Below are 21,333 nucleotides of genomic sequence, written 5' to 3'. Positions count from 1 at the left end.
GCCGAACGGACGTCTTCGGCTCGATGGGCGCTCACGTGCCTTTCGCTCTCCATGTTGCTGTCCTCGCTCGGCACCAGCATCGCCAATGTCGGCCTGCCGACACTGTCGCAGGCGTTCACCGCCTCTTTCCAGGAGGTCCAGTGGATCGTCCTCGCCTATCTCCTCGCCACCACCATCCTGGTCGTCAGCGTCGGACGGCTCGGTGACCTCATCGGCCGCCGGCGGCTGCTGCTGGCCGGGATCTCCCTGTTCACGGTGGCCTCGGCACTGTGCGGCGTCGCGCCCACGCTCTGGCTGCTGATCGCCGCCCGGGTGGCGCAAGGGGTCGGAGCGGCCACCATGATGGCTCTCACCATGGCCTTCGTCGGCGGGACGGTGCCGAAGGCGAGGACCGGCAGTGCCATGGGACTGCTCGGCACGATGTCCGCGATCGGCACCGCTCTCGGCCCCTCGCTCGGCGGTGTCCTGATCTCCGTCCTGGGATGGCGGGCGATCTTCCTGGTCAAGGTACCGCTGGGCGCGCTGGCCCTTCTTCTAGCGCGTCGCCATCTGCCCGTCGACCACCAGGGGCGGAAAACCGGCCGGACCGGCTTCGACAACACGGGCACGCTGCTCCTTGCCCTGACGCTCGCGGCCTACGCGCTCGCCATGACGGCCGGACGCGGCCGTCCGGATCCGCTCAACACGGCTCTGCTGCTGGCCGCCGGAGTCGGAGCCGGCCTCTTCGTCCTCGCCGAGAGAAAGGCGGCGTCACCTCTGATCCGGTTGACGATGTTCCGCGATCCCATGCTGAGCACGAGCCTCGCCATGAGTGCGCTCGTCTCGACGGTGATGATGACGACACTGGTGGTCGGGCCGTTCCATCTCTCCCGTGCGCTCGGGCTCGACGCGGCTCCCGTCGGACTCGCCATGTCCGTCGGTCCGCTGGTCGCCGCACTGACCGGCGTGCCGGCCGGTCGGATCGTGGACCGTCTCGGCACCCAACGCATGACCGTCCTGGGACTCGCCGGGGTGGCGGCAGGGTGCTCCGCTCTGGCCGTGATGTCGGCGTCGCTCGGCATCGCCGGCTACATCGCCCCCGTCGTTGTCATCACCTCCGGCTACGCGCTTTTCCAGGCGGCCAACAACACCGCCGTCATGGCGGACGTCCCCCCGGAGCGGCGAGGCGTCGTCTCCGGCATGCTCAACCTGTCGCGCAACCTCGGGCTCATCACCGGCGCGTCCGTCATGGGCGCCGTGTTCACCCTCGCCTCGGGGGCCACCGATGTCACGACGGCGCGCCCCGAGACCGTAGCCACCGCCACGCGGATCACGTTCGCGGTCGCGGCGGCTCTGATCGTCGTCGCACTGGCCGTCGCAGCCGGAGGCCGCGCCCTTACGGCCCGCCGTTCGAGTCCTGAGGCGGATGGCCTCGGGACATGACGCGGCACCGTTCCCAACCGCCGTGGACGGTGTCGTCCGGGTTCCCGGCCGGGGACACCTCCTCACTCACCGGGGAACCGAAGCCGGGCGGGCGCCGTACCGTGGCGGGATGCGCCGCGCGGAGCGACCATGCGGGCGGCGGCCGGTGCCCGGTGCATGGCCCGCTGCTCGGGGCGGGCGGCGACGAGGTCACCGTCGGCGCCGACGACCAGGGCCGGGACGCCGTTGTGAACCGCGTACCCACCGGCCGGGCTTGGCCGCGGGTTCCTGGCCTAACGGTCCGGGTCGTGAATGACGGCCCACTTGTCACCGCGCTTGAAGTAGAGCATCTCCGTATCCGTGTAGAGGGTGGGGGATGCCTTGCGGTCGTTGCGAATCCACAGCCTGCCGGCCCGGGATGTGACGAGATCGAAGATCACTGAGGCCTTCCGTCCCTGCTCGTCGACCTGATCCATGGTGACGAAGCGGTCGGCCACGAGTGACCGGGGGTTGTCGCCCGGCAGGTCCAGAACCTGGCTGCCGTCGCGGCGGGTCGCCCGGTCGCCGGTGAGGCACCAGGTCACATCGCACCGCGCCCGCGCCGGATCTTTCAGCCGCTCCCCGGTGCTCAGGTTGAGCAGATTCGTCATGGCCCCCGGGCCATCGGTGGGACGCCCCGCCCAGGGCCAGGAGGAGAGACGCAGCCCCTTCGTACCCGGGACGGGCGACGGTTCGCCGCCCGCCACCGGAACCTGGTTGACGCCCCCCGACTTGGTCGACGACCAGAAGATCCTGCCGTCTCCGACGGCCAGGTCCACACCGTGAACGGTGTCCCCGTTCACCTTGTCCACATCCAGTTCGGCCGGGAACGAGACCACGGTGCGGGGAGTGCCCCCGGTCACCGGAATCGTCATGATGTGGATGTCTCGGTTCACGTACTTGAACCAGGCGATCACGCCTTCGCCCACCGCCGGCGAGTCCACCGGCGCGATGGGGCGGTCGATGACGGCCAGGCGCCGAAAGGTCTGCGATTCCAGGTGATAAGCCCACAACTCAGGCGCGCGATCGTAGCCCTTCTTCGACACGTACCCGAGCATGGTGCGTGAATCGATGAACCGCTTCGGTGTGAACGCCTTACCGTTCGGGACCTTCCGGGGGACCTCCGCGATCACCGAAGGCAGCACCTGTTCCAGCGGCGGCGCGATCTCCTCCACGATCCGTGGTTCATGAATGTACGGCGTGGGCTTGGCCGCGGTGGCGGGTCGCTGCTCGGAAGCCCACCATGTCACGCCTGACGCCGCCCAGATCGCCAGGCAGGTGGCCATCGCGGTCGCCAGCACCAGGCCACGGCGGCCGCGCCGGGTCCGCCCCACGGTCACCTGGCGCAGCAGATCCGGCGGAGTGGCTGGGATCCGCGTCTCCGCGCGGGCGAACGTACGGCGCAGCGCCTCTTCGACGTCGTTCATCGCAGGTTCCTTAGCGGGTTGACGGTGTCACGCAGTTTGCCGAGGGCGCGGGACGCCTGGCTCCGTACGGTTCCGGGAGAGATGCCGAGGATCTCGGCGATCTCGGCGTCCGATCGGTCCTCGTAGTAGCGCAGGACCAGTACGGCACGCTGCCTCTTGGGCAGCTTGGCCAGCTCGTCCCAGAGGTCCGGCGGTGGCTCCGCCACCGGTTGCGGCCGTTCGGGCACCTCCCATGTCAGGTGTTCGCGCCTGCGCCGCCTCCAGATGGAGATGTGCAGCCGGGTGATCGTCGTTCTCACGTAGCTCTCCGGGTTGTGCTTGCGCCGCACGCGCGGCCATGAGCCGCGCAGCCGTACCATCGCCTCCTGAACGAGGTCGGCGGCGTCGTGCGGGTTGCCGGTGAGCATGTAGGCGTAGCGGAACAACGCATCGATCCGCTCGGCGGCGAAGTCCGCGAAATCCGGCGCGTCATCCACGGGCGGGAATCCTCTCGTTCATCCCGGCTGAGACGCACCAGAACCCCGAAATGTTGCATCATCTGGAATCCGCTGAATCGGACGGTCATCCGGCTTGACGTCGGTCCCGCCGAGGCCGCAGTAGCCGTTCGGCGCCTTGAGAAAATGTCGCCGGTGGCAGCGGCTCCTCTCAGGCGATGACTCTGCTAGCTGCCTGGCAGGGGACTGGACTGCGCTGATACGAAGGTTCGCCTCCACCGGCGCTGTGTGCGGAGGCGGTGCCGCTACGGTGCCTGGCCGAAGGCGACGTTCCTGACGCCCAGGAACGGCAGCATGCGTTCGGCCTCCTCCGTCACCGCGCTCATCTCGGCCGGCCGCAACGGCCGGAACGGGACCAGGCGCAGCGTGTCGTCCTTGAGCGACCAGCTGCCGTGGACGAATCCGTCGACGAGGAAGGTCGGCAGCACCATCGCCGCGCCCGGCATCACCCGCTTGCGGTCGGCGTCACTGATCACCCGGGTCCGGTCGGCGTGGCCGAGCAGCAGGTTGTCGAAGGCGGGCAGGAACCGTACCGGAACGGCGGTGTCGGGGTCCGGCGGCTCCGGCGCGGTCTCCAGATCGAACAGCTCTCTGCCCTCGGCATCGCGGTAGCGGTGCAGCTCCCCACGGATGGCGTGGACCACCTCGCGCAGCCGCGTCAGTCCCGACCACGCCTGCATGTCCATGACGGAGGCCGGGCCGTAGGCCGCCAGATAGCGGCGTACGAGGTCCTGTGCCGTGGCCGGCTCCATCGGCGCGGCGAGCCAGTCCTCGGCGCGGGTGACCGAGATGGCGGCCCGGGTGCCCCAGCGGCCCCATGTCCCGGTCTCGGGGGTGTGGACCAGCGGGGTCCTCAGCTCCACTTCCCCGGCCAGGACCTTGGCCTCCCGGCCGGGGTGGCGCAGCGCCAGCAGCCGGGCCAGCTCCCGCCGGGGCAGCGTCCGGCCCGCCAGGATCCGCGCTCCGTCCGCGGTGAGCCCATCGGTGTCGAGTCCCTCGCTCACCCGTCTGAAGTACGGCGTGCTCGCCGTACGGTCGAGAACCGGTTGCAGCACCGGCCGGAGCCGGCGGAAGTCGTCGGCCACGGCCAGGTGCTGGGTGCTGCGCAGCAGCGCCGAGCGGACCACCGTACGCTCCTCCAGCAGATCGCTCAGCCGGGTCTGGGTGAAGCCGTCGATCCGGCTCCACAGTCCGACGTAGGGCCAGTTCGGCTCCTGGGCCTGCATCGCGACCAGATGTCCGATCACCTCCAGTGCGGTACGGCCGGTGCGCCGCACCAGGAACTGCCGGTGCAGCAGGGCCCGGTTGAGCGCGCGCCGGGAGAGCCTGCTCACGCCAACCGCACCGCGACGTTGCCCCGGTAGGAGCCCTTGAGCATGGACAGGAACGCGCCGGGCACCTCCTTGATGCCGCCCTCCACGAGGGTCTGCGGGAAGACGAAACGGCCTTCTCCCAGCCATCGGGTGAAGTGCTCACGCCAGGCCGCGACCTGTTCCGGCGTGTGGTGGCAGGAGAACGGCAACAGCTCGATGCCTCTGGCCTGGGCCGCCGCGCGGTCCGGCTCGGGAAAGCGGTCGGCGCCGCCGCCGAGCTGGTGGGAAAGGGAGCCGCACAGCGCGAAGCGGGCGCCGGGTCGCGCCGTCCGGACCGCCGCCTGGTACTGCTCGCCGCCCACGACGTCGAAGAAGACCGTGATGCCCTCGGGCGCGAGCTCCCGCAGCCGGTCGGCCACCGGTCCGTCGTGGTAGTCGAAGGCGGCGTCATAGCCCAGCTCGTCGACCAGGTAGGCGGCCTTCGCCCGGCTGCCCGCGCTGCCGATCACCCTGGCCGCGCCCCGGCATTTGGCGATCTGCCCGGCCAGCGAACCGACCCCGCCGGCCGCGCCCGAGACGAACACCACGTCCCCCTCCCCCACGGCGGCGACGTCGGCCATCCCGTAGTAGGCGGTCACGCCCTGACCGAGGTGATAGGAGGGCTCGGGGAAAAGGTCACGGTCGAACTTGACGTACCGCGCGGCCGGGCCCGCCGAGTACTCGCTCCAGCCGGTCATCGACTGCACCAGATCGCCCACGGCGAGATCCGGGCTGTCGGAGCGGACCACGGTGCCCACGACGGCGGCGCCCACCCGGTCGCCGGGCTGCCAGGCGGGCACCGGGATCCGGCAGTCGGCCCGCATCAGCTCCAGATAGGTCGCGGCCAACCCGACATAGTCGGTCCTGACGATCACCTCGCCGTCCACCTCGGTCTCGGCGAGGGCGAAGTGATCGAGGCCGGGCTCATCGGTGACGTGCGCGGCCAGCCGGATCTCACGAGTGATCATTCCTGTTCCTTCCTTGCGGGGCTTCGATCTCAACGCTAGGGAGGCTTCCGGCCACTTTTTGACCGGAAGTCCGGGCAGACTGGAGCCATGGCGAACACGAGCTCACGCACCCTCCGGCTGCTGGCCCTCCTGCAAACCCACCGCCAATGGGCGGGCACGGAGCTGGCCGACCGGCTCGGCGTCTCCGAACGGACGCTTCGTCGTGACGTCGACCGGCTGCGGGAGCTGGGGTATCCGGTGCACGCCGCCCGCGGGACCGACGGCGGGTACCAGCTCGCACCCGGCGCCGTGCTGCCGCCGCTGCTGCTCGACGAGGAGGAGGCGGTCGCGCTCGCCGTCGGCATGGGTGAGGCCGCGCGGAGCTCGATCACGGGCATGGAGGCGTCCGCGATCCGGGCCCTCACCAAGGTCGTCCAGGTCATGCCGCCCCGGCTGCGCCGCCGCGTGGACGTCCTGCGCGGGGCGACGGTCTCCGCGACCTCGGCGGAGCCGGTCGTCACGGTGGACGTGCTGACCACCGTCGCCCAGGCGTGCCGGGACGAGGAGCGGCTGCGCTTCTCCTACGCCGCACGGGGCCGCGAGCCCTCATCGCGCGAGGTCGAGCCGTACCGGCTGGTGACCCTCGGCCGCCGCTGGTATCTGGTCGCCTACGACCTGACCCGGCAGGACTGGCGCAGCTTCCGGCTCGACCGCCTGGCACAGGCGCAGGCGACGGGAGCACGTTTCCGCCCGCGCGACCTGCCCACGCAGGACGCGGCGGCGTTCGTCAGAGCGGCCGGCGGCGTGCCCGAGCCGTACACGGTCGAGGCGCTCGTGCACGCACCCGCCGCGTGGGTACGCACGACGGTCGGTCAGTGGGGGACGGTCGAAGAAGCCGGCGAACGCAGTTGCCTGCTCAGGATGACCTCGACCTCACTGGACTGGCCGGCCCAGGCGCTGGGCAACGTGGGCGCGGAGTTCGAGGTGCTGGGCCCGCCGGAGTTCGTCACGTACATCCGCGAATGGGGCGAGCGCTTCGTCCGGGCCGCATCACCCGGACCCGCCTGAGGCTCCAGCCTTCGGGAACAGGCCCGACGCCGCCCGAACGTCCCGCATTCCGGCTACTCCGCGGAAGAAGCCGATAGGCCGGCAGGGGCAGGAGACCCGATCCCGCAGTAGCCGTTCGGCACCTTGTACAGGTACTGCCGGCGGCAACACTTCGCTTCAGGCAACACCTTTGCCAGGCCCACCGGACATCAAGCCTGATTCGACGGAACGCTCCCTAGACGGCTGTAGCCGTGGCCGGCCATGCCCCGCGGCCCAACAGATCGAGGACGAGCGCGGCGATGTTCCACGCGTCGTCCTCGCCGCGGTGATGGCGTCCCTCCAGCGGCAGTCCGGCGATCTGTAGAGCGTGGTTCATGCCGGGTTTCTTGCGCAGCCCGTAGGCCGCGGCGAACACGGCCTTGGCGTTGGTGTGGGTGCGCTCCGTCGGATAACCGAACGGGTAGGCCACCCCGTCGGCCTGACTCTGCCGAGCGAATTGCCGACGGTCGTACTCGCCCCAGCTCGCCCAGGGGCGCTCCCCGGCCTCGTACTCCTCGACGAGGATCCGGCATGCCTCGCCGAAGGTGACGCCTCGTTCCACCTCGGCTTGCGTCAGTCCGGTCAGTTCAGTGCAGAAGTCGCTCACCGCCGACCGTACAGGACGGACCAGGACACGGTGCCGGGACACGCGGCGCCGTGCCGACACGTCCACGACGGTGAGACCGATCTCGATGATCTCGCTCACAGAGCCGGGCGGCGGCTGTCCGTCCCAGCAGGTGGCTTCCACATCGATGACGTTCAGCAGGGCGGATTCGTGGTGCATGGGGCCGAGGGTAGGGATGCGCGCCCGGTTCAGGCACCTCGATTTCTGCATGTCCACACCGGCACCGCCGACATAACCCCTTCGAGCCGGATCTCACGCCTTGACCCTGTGAAGAAGATCGTCGCCGGAAACAGCCCTGATCCGGGACCGACGCCGGACGAACCAGGCGACCTCGGGTCAGCAATCGGCTATCTCCGCAGGTCCACGCCTCGCCGGAGGCCAGTCCAACCGGACAGGCCACGCCGGTCCCTCCGATTCCGCAGTAGCCGTTCGGCACCTTGTACAGGTACTGCTGGTGATAGCACTTGGCTTCACGCAGTAGTTCGGGGGCTATTCGGTGTCCTTGGGGTGGCGTGGCGATGCATAAATCACCCAGACGGTATGGGCGACGTCATCGATGGCATAGCGCACACGTCCACCGCTGGTGACCTCGAATTCCCCACTGCTCCAAGTCCCTGCCGTTGTGGCGATGAGTCGCGAGGTCACCGCGCAGGCGATGTTGCCGGTCGTGGCTGGAGCGTGAACGGGGATCAACCCGCAACACCTCGAAGCATCGGCGCGTATTGGCCAAGGCATGACGGCGCAGTTCCTCCCAGCCCCTGACTGCGTCGCTGGTGCCGAACCGGACATCCCACTCGTCATCCGACGGTGGCACCGTAACTCGATCTCCGCGCTTCGGGCTCATGGCGAAACCTGCACCGGCCCAAAGTCTCCACGGGTGGGCCGGCGGGCTTCGCCGTACTGCGCAGGGTCAGCCTTGATTCTGGCAGTGGCCCGCCAGCCTGCGACGACCTCCTGAACGGTGGCATCGACATCCAGCTCGGCTGCGTCGGAGAGTGCTTCGACCAGCTCGAGCGTGAAGGCACGAAGTTCGTCCGAGGACAGGTGGCGAACCCAGGGGAAGACCTCCGGCATGGCTATGACCAGCGCACGCGCGGTGGGGTCGTACTTGATCAAAGCAAGGAACAGCCGGGACGCGGTGGCCAGCGTCTGTTCGCGTTCCTCTTCACGGTCCGCCGTGGTCAAGTAGAAATCTGGCGCATCCCGATGCGTGACACGCACCCGCCCCAGGCGCGCCGCGCGCTCGGCGACCGCCCGGGGATTTCTCGACAGGTCGGAGAATGTCACCGCGTCGGCATGGCTAGTGCTCACTCCACGAGTGTATGTCAGAATACGTTCTGATGCGGACCGATCCAGGAGTGCCGCAACGGTCACACGGGAGCGCTTCAGCGGCTTCGCCTGGTCCGGGCCTCTCCTGCTCTTCCCGGGGCGGTGCACGACCTGACCGCAGCCCGCATCGTGGGCCTGATCGACGCACTGACGGTCAACGGCGTGCCGACTTTCGCCGACAAGGGCTACCAAGGCGCAGGTGGCACGGTCCGCGCCCCGTTCAAGCGCCACCGGCACCGGCCGCGGCTGTCACGCGGACAGAAGGACGTCAACCGTGCCCACGCCCGCATCCGAGCCCTCGGCGAACGCGCCATCGCGACCCTGAAGACATGGAAGGTCCCGGCCAAGCTCCGCTGCCGTCCTCGCCGGGCCACCTCGACCGTGCAGGCCATCCTCGTCCTGCACGCCGTCGAAGCCGACCCCTACTCGGGATTGAAGGGCTCAATGGACCAGCTGAGATTGCGATATCCGAGTTGACCTGCCAGTCGTCATTGAGCGCCTTGCGGGACTCCGTCCGGCCGACCCGCGCGCCGCCCATCATGGCGTCTGCTGGTCGCGGCGGGTCTGCTTCTTCTCGCGGATGACCGCGTGGGCGTCGGCGACGGGGCCTAGGTGAGCGAGCTTGTCGGGATTGACGATCGAGCGGATGGTCTGGATGCGTCCGTCCAGGATGTCGAGCGTCCAGACGTTGAAGATGTGACCGTCTCGGTCGCGGATGATCGCACCCGGCTGGCCGTTCACCTCGTGCGCCTCCAGCACCGCGCCGATCTGGGCGAACGGCGGGACGGCGACGGACAGCACCCAGGCGACCTTCGCGACGCCGAAGAGGGGGATCGTACTCCCGATCTTGCCCGCGCCGTCGTTGACCAGCTGGACGTCGGCGGCCAGCAGTTCCTGCAGCCCTGTAACGTCCCCCTCCCTCATCGCATGGAAGAACCGCCCGGCGAGCTGCTCGCGGGCCCGGCGATCCGCCTCGAAGCGGGGCCGGCCCGCGTCCATGTGACGGCGCGCCTGCACCGCGAGCTGGCGACAGGCCGCCTCCGACCGCTCCACCGCGGCGGCGATCTCCCGGTAGCTGAAGGCGAACACCTCGCGGAGCACGAAGACCGCACGCTCGAGCGGGCTGAGCCGCTCCAGCAGGATCAGCGCCGCCATCGACAACGAGTCGGACAGCTCCGCCGACCGCTCCGGGTCCTGGTAGGGGTCGGTCAGCAGCGGTTCGGGGAACCATGGCCCGACGTAGGCCTCGCGCCGGACGCGGGCCGAGCGCAGCACGTCGATCGAGATCCGCGTCACCGTGGCCGACAGGAAGGCCTTGGGTGACTCGGGCCGGGTCGGGGAACCTTCGTAGCGCAGCCAGGCCTCCTGGACGGCGTCCTCGGCCTCGCTCACACTGCCCAGGATGCGGTAGGCGATCGCGAAAAGCAGCGGCCTCAGTTCCTGGAAGTCCTCGACGCGAGTCATGCCGACCATTGATATCACCACTCAGGATAAAGGTGACATGGTGTCGCAGGTCACACTCCGGCGATCTCACATCTCTGCCGGGCTATCTCGTCCAGGGGGTTGTAACGGCTGAAGCGGCAACAAGGAGCACACCATGCAGAAGGTTTGGTTCGTCACCGGCTCGTCCCGCGGCCTGGGCCGCAACTTCGTGGAGGCCGCCCTGGCGCGCGGCGACAAGGTCGCTGCCACCGCCCGGAATTCCGCGAGCCTGCGGGCGCTGGCCGACACCTACGGAGACGCGGTGCTTCCACTGGAGATGGACGTGACCGACAGGGCCACCGTCTTCGAAAGCGTGAAGCGCGCCAAGGAGCACTTCGGCCGGCTCGACGTCATCGTGAACAACGCCGGCTACGCCCAGGTCGGCGCGGTCGAAGAACTTACCGAACAGGAACTGCGCGACCAGCTCGAGACCAATCTGTTCGGCGCGGTGTGGGTGGTCCAGGCCGCGCTGCCGTACCTGCGCGAGCAGCGCTCGGGGCACATCATCCAGCTTTCCTCGGCTGCCGGGGTCATCGCGATGCCGCTCGGCGGCGCGTACCACGCCTCTAAGTGGGCCCTGGAGGGCCTGAACGAGGCGCTCGCCGGTGAGGTCGCCACGTTCGGCGTCAAGGTGACCATCATCGAGCCTGGCGGCTTCGCCACCCGGGACGGCAACAACCCCGACCCGCTCGCCAACGGCTACATGGCCAAGCCCGACCCGGCCTACGACGGTCTCCGTCAGCGCCTCGGGGCGATGACAGAGAAGATGCCCGCAGGCGACCCGGCCGCCGCGGCGCAGGCACTGCTGAAGCTCGTGGACTCCGCCAACCCGCCGGTGCGGGTGTTGTTCGGCATGGGCTTCCACCCACTGATCGAGCGGGCCTACGCCGACCGGCTCAAGACCTGGGCCGACTGGCAGGACCTCTCAATCGAGGCACACGGCAACCTCGAAGCCCGCTGACTCAGGTGAGAGGCCGCGCAACCGGCGAGCGGCGCCCAGGCTGACCGCCGCAGGGGGGTGAGAACCTTTGCCGGCAACGGATATCGAAGCGCGGGCTGCAGCATCCGCACGCCGTTCGAAGGCCATCGGCTACGACTGCCGCCGTCGCGCCATCAGCGCTCGGTCAAACGCGCGCAAGCTCCCATCCGCGCCTGCGGGGAACGCGCCGTGGCCACGTAGACCTGGAAGATCCTGACTCGGCTGCGCTGCCGCCCACAGCGCGCCACCACGATCATGCAACCATCCTTGTCCTGCAGCTCATCGAAGAAGGCCGCTACTCAGGATGAAAAGCGCTCATTGATGCCCCAGCGCACTCAGGGCGCGTGGGCGGCGCCGGTCGCGACCGGCCGAAGAGCCGCAGCGCGGCCGGCGACCGCCTGACGCGCGGCGAGCCGCCGAAGGCGGATCGCCTTCAACCCTGTAGAGAAGATTGTCGCCAGAAACAGTACTGACCCGAGATCGACACCGGATGAGTCGGGCGACCTCAGGTCAGTGACCGACTATCTCCGCGGGTCTATGCCTCGCCGGACGTCAGACCCACCGGGCAGGTGACGCCCGTTCCGCCGATTCCGCAGTAACCGCCGGGGTTCTTGAAGAGGTACTGCTGGTGGTAGACCTTCTCTTGGCGCAATAATTATGGCGGAGGTCACCATGGCTCAGGGCAGCTCACCGATCCCGGTCGTCTCATACGCTCGCATCTCCGCCGACATCAGGCGGGACGAACACGGAGTTCAGGACCAGCACAAGCTCAACCGCGAGACGGCGGAGCGGCACGGCTGGACCGTCGTCCACGAGTACACGGACAACGACAAGTCGGCCGCCAAGGCCGATGTTGTCCGCGACGGGTTCGAGAACATGCTCAAGGTACTGCGCGCCGGCGAGTTGCCCGACGGTACGGCGGTGCGGGGCGTCGTCATCGTGGCGGAGGACCGCCTGGCCCGGCGTCCCGGTGACTACGAGCGCTTCGTGGAGGCGATCACCTATCAGGACGGCCGCGTGTTCGCCGACGCTCGCGGGGTGAAGGACCTCTACAGCGAGGACACGGAGAGCATGGGTCTCTTCGGCGCGGTCATCTCCAAGATGGAGGTCCGGAAGATGCAGCGCCGGATGCGGCGCTCCCACCGGACACGGGCGGAGCAGGGCCTGCCCGTGGGCGGAACGCGGCCCTTCGGCTGGCTGCCGGACCGCCTGACCCTCGATCCCGCAGAGGCTCCCCTGGTACGGCAGGCCGTCCTCGACCTGATCGCCGGACGTTCGCTCCACTCGATTGCCACCCAGTGGCGCAGGGACGGCGTGAAGACGTCCCTGGGGAACGACTGGACACCCCGTTCCCTCAAGGTCACGGTGACCAACCCCCGCATCTGCGGCTGGCGCCAGATCAACAACGGGGAACTGGTCCGAGACGCGAGCGGGAATCCTGTAGTCGGACAGTGGGAACCGATCGTCTCCCCCGAGCAGTGGATGGCGGTGAAGAACCTGTTCGACGCGAGGAAGGGCCACTACGTCTACCGGGATGGCAGGGTCGGCCATATCCTCTCCCAGGACTTCCGCGACCCCAAGTATCTGCTCACCGGCTTCCTGCGCTGCGGACGGCCCAAGCCGGACGGCACACCCTGCAACACCTCTCTCCGCGTCACCCACAGCAAGGATTGTGTGCAGCACATCTACATCTGCCCCGGCAAGACGGCTGGGGGATGCGGTGGCGTCGGCAGGCGCGGAGACATGGTGGACCTCTACATCTCGGAAGCGGTCCTGGCCAAGCTCGAAGAAGTCCAACTGGCATCCACCGCCGAGTCCGCCGAGTGGACCGGGGAGAAGGAATACGAGGACGCGAAGTCCCGCCTCGAAGAACTCCGCACCCAGTGGGCGGCGGGGAACATCAGCAACGAGCTGTTCTTCTCCACCGCCCCCGATCTGGAAAAGCGCATCGCCCGCCTGCGCACGGAGGCGCAGAACTTCACCGCTTCGCTTCAGCGGCGTCGGAGCCGGTCGGACACCGACGTGGCGGAGATCCGGCGGCGGTGGTACCTGGCAGAGGAGGACGGTGGGCTGCCCCTGTCGGTGAAGCGGTCCTATATCCGTGAGGCCCTGCACGCGGTGATCATCTACCCCAGCGGAGGTGGACGGCGGCCTTTCAACCCCGACCTGCTCGAACCGATCTGGCGTGAGGGCTGAGCCAGGACGTCTCTGGACGTCTTCGATTCCACAGGGAGCTGTTGGCCTTACCGGAAGGCAAGAACTCCCTTCCTTTTACACCCGGATTCCCGGCGACAGCCGGACGTCTACGGACGCTGACGGACACCCACGGACGCCAACGGACGTCCACACACAACGCTCACGAAGGAACTCGAAGCTGGTCGAACTCGTCTACCCCGATGTAGAACTGATCGCGTAAGAAGCCACCGACCTCCCCACGGCACGACACAGCGAACATCTCGGCGAATCACCTCAGGCGCATTTTTCATCCGGGCACAACACATCTCATGATCACCGATGATCGTCGGAGGGCCCCGGCCCGGCGGTAGGTGTCCACACAGAGCGCGCCATCCACTTCCTCGCCGCACTCCATTTTCTGATCTCTCGCTGCTGCGCACCACGCGCCGACGGCTGTCTTCGGGCTGCCCCGGCGGCGGTGTGCGACGTCTTTGTCCGTCAGGCGCGGCGGTGGCTCCACCCACGAGGTGAGGAGTCCACCTGAACCCTGAACCCCTGTCTGCCCGGGAGTGGGGCAGACGACAAGCCGCGCGGTCCCCCCGCTGGACCGATGAGAAGTGGCGACGTGTCGCCACCGTGTTCGGCGTCAGCGTCGCCGAGACGCAGGACGCCGGTTCCCGGCCCGATGAGGTGCGCGGGAGGGACGCCGCGTGAACCAAGCGCCTTCCCTTGCCCCTGACATGTTGGCCGCGCTGCACCGTGCGGCCATGCCGGACTTCGCCCGGTGGCAGCGCATGGTGTACGCCACGGGCGGGTGTGCCCAACCCGTCCGGCTCCATGGTGAACGGCTGACCGTGGACGCCCGGACGGGGGAGGTCCTGGACGTCTACCGGACCGCCGACGAACCCACGGGCTTCCTGCTCACCGCCTGCGGCAACCGGCGGGCTTCCCGGTGTCCGGCCTGCTCGCAGACCTACCGAGACGACACCTATCACCTGATCATCTCCGGCCTACGGGGCGGCAAGGGCATTCCCGAGGACGTCAGCGGACATCCCCGCGTGTTCGCCACCTTCACCGCCCCATCCTTCGGTGCGGTCCATGCTCACCGCTCGGGCAAGGATGGCAAGGCACTGCCATGTCGTCCCCGACGCGACTTCCCGATATGCCGGCACGGGCGACCTGAGGGTTGCGGGATACGCCACGGACAAGATGACTCCCGGGTCGGGCAACCGCTCTGCCTGAGCTGCTACGACTACCGGGGCGCGGTGCTGTGGAACGCCCACGCGGGGGAACTGTGGCGGCGCTTCACCCAGGCGCTTCCGTCCGTTCTCGCCCGCCTGCTCGGCGTGAGCCGGGCCGCGCTGCGCCGTACGCTGCGCCTGTCGTATGCCAAGGTCGCCGAATACCAGGCGCGCGGCCTGGTCCACTTCCACGCCGTGATCCGTCTCGACGGTCCGCAGGGGCCGGCTGACCGGCCACCGGTCTGGGCGACCGTCCCTCTGCTCGATCGGGCGATCCGGGAAGCGGCCGGACAGGTCGTCGTCCCGGCCTCGGACGGCCCGGCCCCGGTCCTGCTGCGGTGGGGCGACCAGCTCGACGTCCGGCCGGTGTACGTCTCCGCCGATGTGGACGGGGTCAGTGATCAGCGGGTGGCGGCGTACGTCGCCAAGTACGCGACCAAGGGGGCGGAGTCCGCGGGGACGGTGGACCGCCCGATCCGCCAGGCCGAAGACATCGCCGAACTGGCCGTGACCGAGCACGCCCGGCGCATGATCCTCACCTGCTTCGCACTGGGCCGCCTGCCGGAGTACCGGGACCTTCCCCTGCGGCAGTGGGCGCACATGCTCGGCTACCGGGGCCACTTCTCGACCAAGAGCCGCCACTACTCCATCACCCTGGGCGACCTACGACAGGCGCGCGCCGACTACCGAGCCGAACAAGCCCGCTCGATCCTCGGCCTTCCCGCCCCGGACGGACAGGAGACGGTCAGCCTGTCCCAGTGGCGCTACGCCGGAAACGGCCTGCGGCACGGGGAAGCCCTATGGGCCGAACTCGCCCGGCAACGCATCGCCACCGCCCGCCGGATCGCCCGTGAACGCGAGCCGGAGACTCCTACTGAGGACCGATGAGTTCTCGATACGCCTCGCGTAGCTCTACGGCTTCGGGCACACGGTGAGCTTCGACGGCGCTGATCACCTCTCGTGCCCTCCAATAGTTGGACGGCACGAGAGAACCGCTCGTCACGGCGGTGAGCGTGACCTGTCCGGCTTCATCGGGCTTATCGGCTGCGATGAGGGCCAGCGCCAGATCCAGACGCGCGGATACCGCCCGTCTCGGGCGGGGCGGCCCACCGGCGACCGTCTCCAGGCGTCCGAGCACCTGCCGGGCGTATGACTCGGCGGCCGGGTCCCCGAGCCATGACAGGGTGGTCGCGACGTAGGCGTCCCGCTTGGTGGGGTCGTAGCGGTAGTGGTGCTCGGGGCTGTCGGGCATCGGCAGGGGGGAGACGAGCCGGTCGACCCGGGCAAGCGCGTCCCTCGTCTCCGGTCCGGCGCCGAGACGCGCCCATACCCGGCCTTCCTGCGCGGTCGCCTGGATGTAGGCGGAGCTTCCGCGCGGTGCGACGGTCTGCGCACCCTGGGACAGCGCCAAAGCACGGCGGTAGTCGCCAGTGGTGACCGCTCGCCATGCCTCCGTCTCCAGGCACCACGCTGCGATCTCGGGGTGCTCGGCGTGCTCTGCCAACTGGGAGGCCGTCTGAAGCCACGTCGTAGCAGCCCGGAACTGACGAAGGTCGATGTGGCATGTGGAGGCGAGCAATGACAGCCAGCCGCCGACCGTGAGCAGGCGGCGATGCTCACTGATCGTCTTCTTCGCGTCGAAAAGATGTGAGACGTAGGACAGGTGCTCGCGTACCCGGTTCAGCAGTTCGGCCGGTGGCGTCCCCGGATAGGCCATCGCGAGGTCATCGACGGCTGATTCCATCCGGTCGAGCGTCTCGGCTCCCACGTCGCTGGCGGCGACGCGGCGGGCCAGTTCCAGGGCTTCGATCTCGTCCCCACCGAGGTGGGTGCTGCCGGGAGGCATGCTGTCGGGGTCGTCGCCGAACAGTTCGGACTCGTCCATGCCGAACACTCGGCAGTAGAGCACCCGGTAGGGGTCCTTGGGCTGATGCCTGCCCGCTTCCCAGTCCTTGATCATGCGGGTCAGGGATTCACGCTCGGGGAACCGGGCTCGGGTGCGGCCGTCAGCGGCGTCGGCGAGTCGCTTCGCCATCTCTCGCTGCGTCCACAGCTTGCCTCGTCGCTCGGCGCGTAGCCGTACGGCCCAGGCTGGAACGTCGTCCATCGCATGCACCTCGGGGGACTCGGAGGGTCCGCCTGTCTCCCCCAGTCTCCCCTACTCACACTGCCGATGGGAGGGGACTCGGGGATGTCATGGGAGGGCTGCACAAAGCGGGACCCGCAGGCGCGGACACGCCGTACGGGTCCCTTGACCGCACATCGGAGGTGCGATCCGTGGATCACTCTAAAGCCACGTCGCCGGGTGAGGCGACACCGGCTGACCAGGCGCAAACGGCCCCCCTTCACAAGGCGGCGGCGCGGTGAGCCGGGAAGCCGTCTACGAGGCGTTCGAAGCGATGCTCAAGCGCTGGAACGGGCTGCGCTTCCTCGATCACCGGGACTTCTACGGGATGCCGCAGTCGGCATCGGACGCGCGCCACTGGGTGCGGAAGCTACTGAGCCTGCACATCACGGCCTCTGCGGAGGTCTTGGAGACGGTGGAGTTGCTGGTGAGCGAAGTCGTCACGAACGCGATTCTTCACAGCGACTCGGGGCACCCTGACGAGATCATCACGGTCGGTGTCGGTCTGGGGGACGGCCTGGTCCATGTCGAGGTGATCGACAAGGGCTCGCTCGTCAACGTCCCCGCGATGCGTCCTGCCGACAGTGACAGCCTCGGCGGGCGGGGCCTGGCGTGGGTGGACTTCCTGTCCAGCGCCTGGGGAACCGACTACGACCCGGAGATAGGCCGCGCGGTCTGGGTGCAACTCGCCTACCGCTGACTCTCTTAAGGCCGGTGCGGCGGTGCGGCCTTCCCCCGTAGTCGTGCCGCCGCACCCGACCATCGAATGACCGTGATCACCTGGCCTCAGGCTATTCGATGGCAACCCGACCCGGAGCGCAGTGCCGTCAGGCGCGAGCACCGGAAGCGGGGCGGCAGTCCTGTCTTCTCCATAGATTCGGTGCACCTGGTGAACGTGCAGAGCGGAGACGGTCGGCGCAATGCCGAAGGCATCCCGAAGGGGCCGCGTAGCGGTTGGGCCGGCGGTCGCAGTAGCGGCAGCGCATACCCAGGGCGGCGGGTGCGGTTCGGTACGGCGGGCGCTCGGTGCGGCGGGCGGCGGGGTCTGCCCGCTCCCGCCGGGCGGGCGCGGGCCGGGACCGGCCCCCAAGGCCGCATGCCCGGTCCCGATGTCCGCGCGGCGGGAGCGGGCACGCCCCGCCGTGCGGCGGCGCGAAGCGCTGCCGTACTCGATCGCCTGATGTCCTGCTTATAAACGGGAGCCGGTCACGATGTGGGCCGTCTGTCCTCCTGATCAGGTGGTAGATGCCGACCGGTGACATGTGGTTGTGTGAGGCGGGGTTACTGTATCCGCTGCTGTACAGCCACCCAGCAGATGACCAACCTCTTCACCCGATGGCAAGGTCCGACGCAGGAGGGCCGCAGCAGCCGATCACCCCGCTCCGTACGGCGGGCACCGAAGATAGTGATCGTCACGGACTGAGGGGATTCGGTTGCGATTTCGCAACCTTGATACCAATACTCTCCGCCGCGTCCTACACAGGGAGGTATGGGCGGCTTTCAGCGCATACTGGCAGCATCCGTAGTCGGTGTTGCTGCGACAGCGGCAGCGGTGGCGGCTCTCACGGACGGCAAACCAGCGCTGACAGTGATAGGGGCTGTGATCGGCGGTATCGGTACGGCCTTCGCTCCGACGCTGCTCGACCGGGCGCGGGAGCGGGCTACCGCCCGGGACAACCTTGACAATGTGGCCGAGTTGGTGCCAGGAGGCTCCGGCCCGGCATTGCTGCTGCATGCTTCGCGAGGCGTGGTGCCATTCGAGGGCCGAGAACGGGAACTTGAGGACCTACTAGCCTGGTGCGCTGATCCACATGCTGGACAGCTGCGACTGCTGACGGGACCGGGCGGAGTCGGCAAATCACGTCTGGCGGCAGAGCTGGCCAACCGGCTGGGGCGGGAGTGGGGGGTGCTGGAGGTCCGTGACGACACCGAGGCCGAGGCATTGTCCCGGTGGCGGACGGTGGATCGGGGACAGGTGCTGATCGTGGTCGATTACGCCGAGACGCGCACCGGTCTATCGGCATTGCTGCACGACGTGGCAGCTGATGAGGGGCGGCGGGTACGGGTGCTGCTGCTGACGCGCAGTGCCGGGGAGTGGTGGCGACAGCTGGGGGCCGAATCCGCGCAGGTGCGGCAGATGGTGGCCGCGGCCGGAGCCGAGGGCATCACGCTGGCCGAGCGGGTGACGGCGGGCAAGTCGGAGCATGACCTGGTGAACGAGGCGGTGCCGTACTTCGCTACCGCGTTGAAGACGGAAGTGCCGCAACGATTTGAAGTGGAGTTGGGGGACGGCCCTCACCGGATCCTGGACCTGCACGCCGCGGCGCTGGTGGTGGTGCTGCGGTCGATGCGGCCCGACGCCGGCGCGGTCAGGATCAAGATGGTGGATGTGCTGGAAGAGCTGCTGGGCCATGAGCGGCGCTACTGGGTGCAGAGTGCACGAGCGCGGGGTTTTCATCAAGGTCCGAACGGGCTGAGCACGCTGATGCTGGAGCAAACAGTGGCGGCCGGCACACTGCTGGGGGCTTTAGACCGCCGGCAGGCAGCTGAGGTGGTGGGGCGAGTGCCGGGCGTAACTGCCTCATTGGTGGTAGCTGACTGGCTGCACGAGCTTTACCCCCCCGATGATGACCATGAGTGGCTAGGGCGGCTGCAGCCGGATCGACTAGCGGAGCTGCACGTCACCCAGAAGTTCAGCGGCTCTGCTGAGTTGCTATCGGCGTGCCTAGAGAATCTGGACGAGCGTCAGGGACGGCGTGCACTGGTGACGTTGGCTCGGGCGGCGCAGGAACTGGAAGCCGCCGGAGAGATCCTGCAGCGATTGCTTCCGCGAGTCGCCGATGAGGTGGGAACGGTTCCGGCGCCGCGAGAGACACTGGTGGCGTTGTATGAGGTACTGCCGTATCCCTCGCTAGTACTAACCGAGGCGCATGCTCTGCTGGCACAACGCATTCTGGATAGTACTCCGACGGATGCAGAGGCGGGGGAACGTGCACGGTGGTTATACAACCTCGGCATCCACTTTGCGGAGTTGGGCCGTCCGGTCGAAGCCCTGCCTGCTGTCCAAGAGGCCGTCACTATCTACCTGGAACTGGCGGAAGCCTACCCCGCCCGTTACCGCCCCGACCTCGCCAACGCCTTGACCAACCTCGGCATCCACTTCTCAAAGTTGGGTCGTCCGGCCGAAGCCCTGCCGATTACAGAAGAGGCCGTCACCATCTACCGGGAACTGGCGAAAGCCCACCCCGACCGCTACCGCCCCAACCTCGCCAACGCCCTGACCAACCTCGGCATCCGCTTCGCGGAGCTGGACCGTCCGGCCGAAGCCCTGCCGATTACAGAAGAGGCCGTCACCATCTACCGGGAACTGGCGAAAGCCCACCCCGACCGCTACCGCTCCGACCTCGCACGCTCCTTGACCAACCTTGGCATCCGTTTTGCGGAGCTGGACCGTCCGGCCGAAGCCCTGCCGATTACAGAAGAGGCCGTCACCATCCGCCGGGAACTGGCGGAAACCTACCCCGCCCGTTACCGCCCCGACCTCGCCAACGCCTTGACCAACCTCGGCATCCACTTCGTGAAGCTGAACCGTCTGACCGAAGCCCTGTCCGCAGAACAAGAAGCCGTCATCATCTACCGGGAACTGGCGGAAGCCTACCCCGACCGCTACCGCCCCGACCTCGCCAACGCCTTGACCAACCTCGGCGTGACGTTGTCAGACATGGGCTGCCCGGCCGAAGCCCTGTCCGCAGAACAAGTAGCCTTCACCATCTACCGGGAACTGGCGAAAGCCCACCCCGACCGCTACCACCCCAACCTCGCACGCTCCTTGACCAACCTCGGTATCCACTTCGCGAAGCTGGACCGTCTGACCGAAGCCCTGTCCGCAGAACAAGTAGCCTTCACCATCTACCGGGAACTGGCGAAAGCCCACCCCGACCGCTACCGCCCCGACCTCGCCAACGCCTTGACCAACCTCGGCGTGACATTCTCAGACATGGGCCGTCCGGCCGAAGCCCTGTCCGCAGAACAAGTAGCCGTCACCATCTACCGGGAACTGGCGAAAGCCCACCCCGACCGCTACCACCCCAACCTCGCACGCTCCTTGACCAGCCTCGGCATGCGCTTCGCGAAGCTGGACCGTCTGACCGAAGCCCTGTCCACAGAACAAGAAGCCGTCACCATCTACCGGGAACTGGCGAAAGCCCACCCCGACCGCTACCACCCCAACCTCGCCAACACCCTGACCAACCTCGGCATGCGCTTCGCGGAGCTGGACCGTCTGACCGAAGCCCTGTCCACAGAACAAGAAGCCGTCACCATCTACCGGGAACTGGCGAAAGCCCACCCCGACCGCTACCACCCCAACCTCGCACGCTCCTTGACCAACCTCGGCATGCGCTTCGCGGAGCTGGACCGTCCGGCCGAAGCCCTGCCGATTACAGAAGAGGCCGTCACCATCTACCGGGAACTGGCGAAAGCCCACCCCGACCGCTACCGCCCCGACCTCGCACGCTCCTTGACCAACCTCGGCATCTATTTCACGAGGTCGGATCGTCCGCCGAGGTAACAGAAGTGCAGCAAGAAGCTGGACACATCCAGGACAGCTACAGCAATACGTGATCGCTCCC

Annotated in this window: 15 protein-coding genes and 4 pseudogenes; 9 read left to right on the top strand and 10 right to left on the bottom strand. The window is 68.2% G+C overall.

Features of this window, described 5'->3' with window-relative positions; genetic code table 11:
* Nucleotides 1-51 precede the first annotated feature (51 nt).
* Entirely contained in the window at nucleotides 52-1,422 is a 1,371-nt protein-coding gene (locus tag ACQP10_RS02775) for an MFS transporter (RefSeq protein ID WP_433540811.1), read from the top strand.
* Nucleotides 1,423-1,694: 272 nt separating this feature from the next.
* Here the strand turns inward: ACQP10_RS02775 and ACQP10_RS02770 are convergent, their stop codons facing one another.
* The 4 genes from ACQP10_RS02770 to ACQP10_RS02755 form a co-directional block, all read right to left on the bottom strand.
* Entirely contained in the window at nucleotides 1,695-2,867 is a 1,173-nt protein-coding gene (locus tag ACQP10_RS02770) for a hypothetical protein (protein ID WP_433540810.1), read from the bottom strand.
* Nucleotides 2,864-3,343, bottom strand: a complete 480-nt coding sequence (locus tag ACQP10_RS02765) for a SigE family RNA polymerase sigma factor (RefSeq protein WP_346017903.1) — start codon at nucleotides 3,341-3,343, stop codon at nucleotides 2,864-2,866. The genes ACQP10_RS02770 and ACQP10_RS02765 overlap by 4 nt, the downstream gene beginning before the upstream one ends.
* 263 nt (nucleotides 3,344-3,606) lie before the next feature.
* Nucleotides 3,607-4,695 carry a winged helix DNA-binding domain-containing protein gene (locus ACQP10_RS02760; RefSeq protein ID WP_433540809.1) on the bottom strand — a complete coding sequence of 363 codons (1,089 nt, stop codon included), beginning with the start codon at nucleotides 4,693-4,695 and terminating at the stop codon, nucleotides 3,607-3,609.
* Complete coding sequence (locus ACQP10_RS02755) at nucleotides 4,692-5,681, bottom strand: zinc-binding dehydrogenase (protein WP_433540808.1); 990 nt, start codon at nucleotides 5,679-5,681, stop codon at nucleotides 4,692-4,694. The genes ACQP10_RS02760 and ACQP10_RS02755 overlap by 4 nt, the downstream gene beginning before the upstream one ends.
* A gap of 87 nt (nucleotides 5,682-5,768) precedes the next feature.
* Here ACQP10_RS02755 and ACQP10_RS02750 point away from each other — a divergent pair, with 87 nt between their 5' ends.
* On the top strand, nucleotides 5,769-6,728 hold the full coding sequence (locus ACQP10_RS02750) for a helix-turn-helix transcriptional regulator (protein ID WP_346017906.1): 960 nt from the start codon (nucleotides 5,769-5,771) through the stop codon (nucleotides 6,726-6,728).
* Nucleotides 6,729-6,942: 214 nt separating this feature from the next.
* On the opposite strand, the gene ACQP10_RS02745 is transcribed toward ACQP10_RS02750, so the two are convergent.
* From ACQP10_RS02745 to ACQP10_RS02735, 3 genes and pseudogenes are all read right to left on the bottom strand, one after another.
* A complete protein-coding gene (locus ACQP10_RS02745; RefSeq protein WP_389991813.1) occupies nucleotides 6,943-7,530 on the bottom strand; it encodes an exonuclease domain-containing protein in 588 nt (195 codons plus the stop codon).
* A gap of 208 nt (nucleotides 7,531-7,738) precedes the next feature.
* Nucleotides 7,739-7,840 (bottom strand): annotated as a pseudogene (locus tag ACQP10_RS02740) (peptide-methionine (S)-S-oxide reductase MsrA); the annotation flags it as partial.
* Between the two features lie 371 nt (nucleotides 7,841-8,211).
* On the bottom strand, nucleotides 8,212-8,682 hold the full coding sequence (locus ACQP10_RS02735; protein ID WP_346017908.1) for a hypothetical protein: 471 nt from the start codon (nucleotides 8,680-8,682) through the stop codon (nucleotides 8,212-8,214).
* Between the two features lie 84 nt (nucleotides 8,683-8,766).
* Here ACQP10_RS02735 and ACQP10_RS02730 point away from each other — a divergent pair.
* A pseudogene (locus tag ACQP10_RS02730) lies at nucleotides 8,767-9,177 on the top strand (transposase family protein); the annotation flags it as partial.
* 60 nt (nucleotides 9,178-9,237) lie between these two features.
* On the opposite strand, the gene ACQP10_RS02725 reads toward ACQP10_RS02730, so the two are convergent.
* Nucleotides 9,238-10,164, bottom strand: a complete 927-nt coding sequence (locus tag ACQP10_RS02725; protein WP_346017909.1) for an RNA polymerase sigma-70 factor — start codon at nucleotides 10,162-10,164, stop codon at nucleotides 9,238-9,240.
* Nucleotides 10,165-10,297: 133 nt separating this feature from the next.
* On the opposite strand from ACQP10_RS02725, the gene ACQP10_RS02720 reads away from it, so the two are divergent.
* Nucleotides 10,298-11,143, top strand: a complete 846-nt coding sequence (locus ACQP10_RS02720) for an SDR family NAD(P)-dependent oxidoreductase (protein ID WP_346017910.1) — start codon at nucleotides 10,298-10,300, stop codon at nucleotides 11,141-11,143.
* A gap of 54 nt (nucleotides 11,144-11,197) precedes the next feature.
* Nucleotides 11,198-11,469, top strand: a pseudogene (locus ACQP10_RS02715) (IS5/IS1182 family transposase); the annotation flags it as partial.
* A gap of 227 nt (nucleotides 11,470-11,696) precedes the next feature.
* Here ACQP10_RS02715 and ACQP10_RS02710 read toward each other — a convergent pair.
* A pseudogene (locus ACQP10_RS02710) lies at nucleotides 11,697-11,795 on the bottom strand (peptide-methionine (S)-S-oxide reductase MsrA); the annotation flags it as partial.
* Nucleotides 11,796-11,833: 38 nt separating this feature from the next.
* Here ACQP10_RS02710 and ACQP10_RS02705 point away from each other — a divergent pair.
* Entirely contained in the window at nucleotides 11,834-13,357 is a 1,524-nt protein-coding gene (locus tag ACQP10_RS02705; RefSeq protein ID WP_433540807.1) for a recombinase family protein, read from the top strand.
* 746 nt (nucleotides 13,358-14,103) lie between these two features.
* A complete protein-coding gene (locus ACQP10_RS02700) occupies nucleotides 14,104-15,465 on the top strand; it encodes a replication initiator (RefSeq protein ID WP_433540806.1) in 1,362 nt (453 codons plus the stop codon).
* On the opposite strand, the gene ACQP10_RS02695 is transcribed toward ACQP10_RS02700, so the two are convergent.
* On the bottom strand, nucleotides 15,449-16,684 hold the full coding sequence (locus ACQP10_RS02695; protein ID WP_433540805.1) for a helix-turn-helix transcriptional regulator: 1,236 nt from the start codon (nucleotides 16,682-16,684) through the stop codon (nucleotides 15,449-15,451). The two genes, ACQP10_RS02700 and ACQP10_RS02695, sit on opposite strands and share 17 nt — an antisense overlap.
* Nucleotides 16,685-16,940: 256 nt before the next feature.
* Between ACQP10_RS02695 and ACQP10_RS02690 the strand changes: the two genes are divergently transcribed.
* Both ACQP10_RS02690 and ACQP10_RS02685 read left to right on the top strand, forming a co-directional pair.
* Nucleotides 16,941-17,402 carry an ATP-binding protein gene (locus ACQP10_RS02690; RefSeq protein WP_433540804.1) on the top strand — a complete coding sequence of 154 codons (462 nt, stop codon included), beginning with the start codon at nucleotides 16,941-16,943 and terminating at the stop codon, nucleotides 17,400-17,402.
* Between the two features lie 789 nt (nucleotides 17,403-18,191).
* Nucleotides 18,192-21,272 carry a tetratricopeptide repeat protein gene (locus ACQP10_RS02685; RefSeq protein ID WP_433540803.1) on the top strand — a complete coding sequence of 1,027 codons (3,081 nt, stop codon included), beginning with the start codon at nucleotides 18,192-18,194 and terminating at the stop codon, nucleotides 21,270-21,272.
* Nucleotides 21,273-21,333 lie beyond the last annotated feature (61 nt).

The sequence above is a fragment of the Streptosporangium sandarakinum genome (assembly GCF_050942225.1).
GTDB lineage: Bacteria > Actinomycetota > Actinomycetes > Streptosporangiales > Streptosporangiaceae > Streptosporangium > Streptosporangium nondiastaticum.
The sequence above is the reverse complement of the archived record's forward strand: the minus strand, read 5'-3'. Positions and strand labels throughout refer to the sequence as shown.

Coding starts and splice junctions, on each gene's coding strand:
- ACQP10_RS02695 (WP_433540805.1), bottom strand. CDS start 16,684: ATGGACGACGTTCCAGCCTGGGCCGTACGGCTACGCGCCGAGCGACGA.
- ACQP10_RS02700 (WP_433540806.1), top strand. CDS start 14,104: ATGCCGGACTTCGCCCGGTGGCAGCGCATGGTGTACGCCACGGGCGGG.
- ACQP10_RS02770 (WP_433540810.1), bottom strand. CDS start 2,867: ATGAACGACGTCGAAGAGGCGCTGCGCCGTACGTTCGCCCGCGCGGAG.
- ACQP10_RS02775 (WP_433540811.1), top strand. CDS start 52: ATGTTGCTGTCCTCGCTCGGCACCAGCATCGCCAATGTCGGCCTGCCG.
- ACQP10_RS02720 (WP_346017910.1), top strand. CDS start 10,298: ATGCAGAAGGTTTGGTTCGTCACCGGCTCGTCCCGCGGCCTGGGCCGC.
- ACQP10_RS02750 (WP_346017906.1), top strand. CDS start 5,769: ATGGCGAACACGAGCTCACGCACCCTCCGGCTGCTGGCCCTCCTGCAA.
- ACQP10_RS02685 (WP_433540803.1), top strand. CDS start 18,192: ATGGGCGGCTTTCAGCGCATACTGGCAGCATCCGTAGTCGGTGTTGCT.
- ACQP10_RS02725 (WP_346017909.1), bottom strand. CDS start 10,164: ATGACTCGCGTCGAGGACTTCCAGGAACTGAGGCCGCTGCTTTTCGCG.
- ACQP10_RS02745 (WP_389991813.1), bottom strand. CDS start 7,530: ATGCACCACGAATCCGCCCTGCTGAACGTCATCGATGTGGAAGCCACC.
- ACQP10_RS02705 (WP_433540807.1), top strand. CDS start 11,834: ATGGCTCAGGGCAGCTCACCGATCCCGGTCGTCTCATACGCTCGCATC.
- ACQP10_RS02755 (WP_433540808.1), bottom strand. CDS start 5,681: ATGATCACTCGTGAGATCCGGCTGGCCGCGCACGTCACCGATGAGCCC.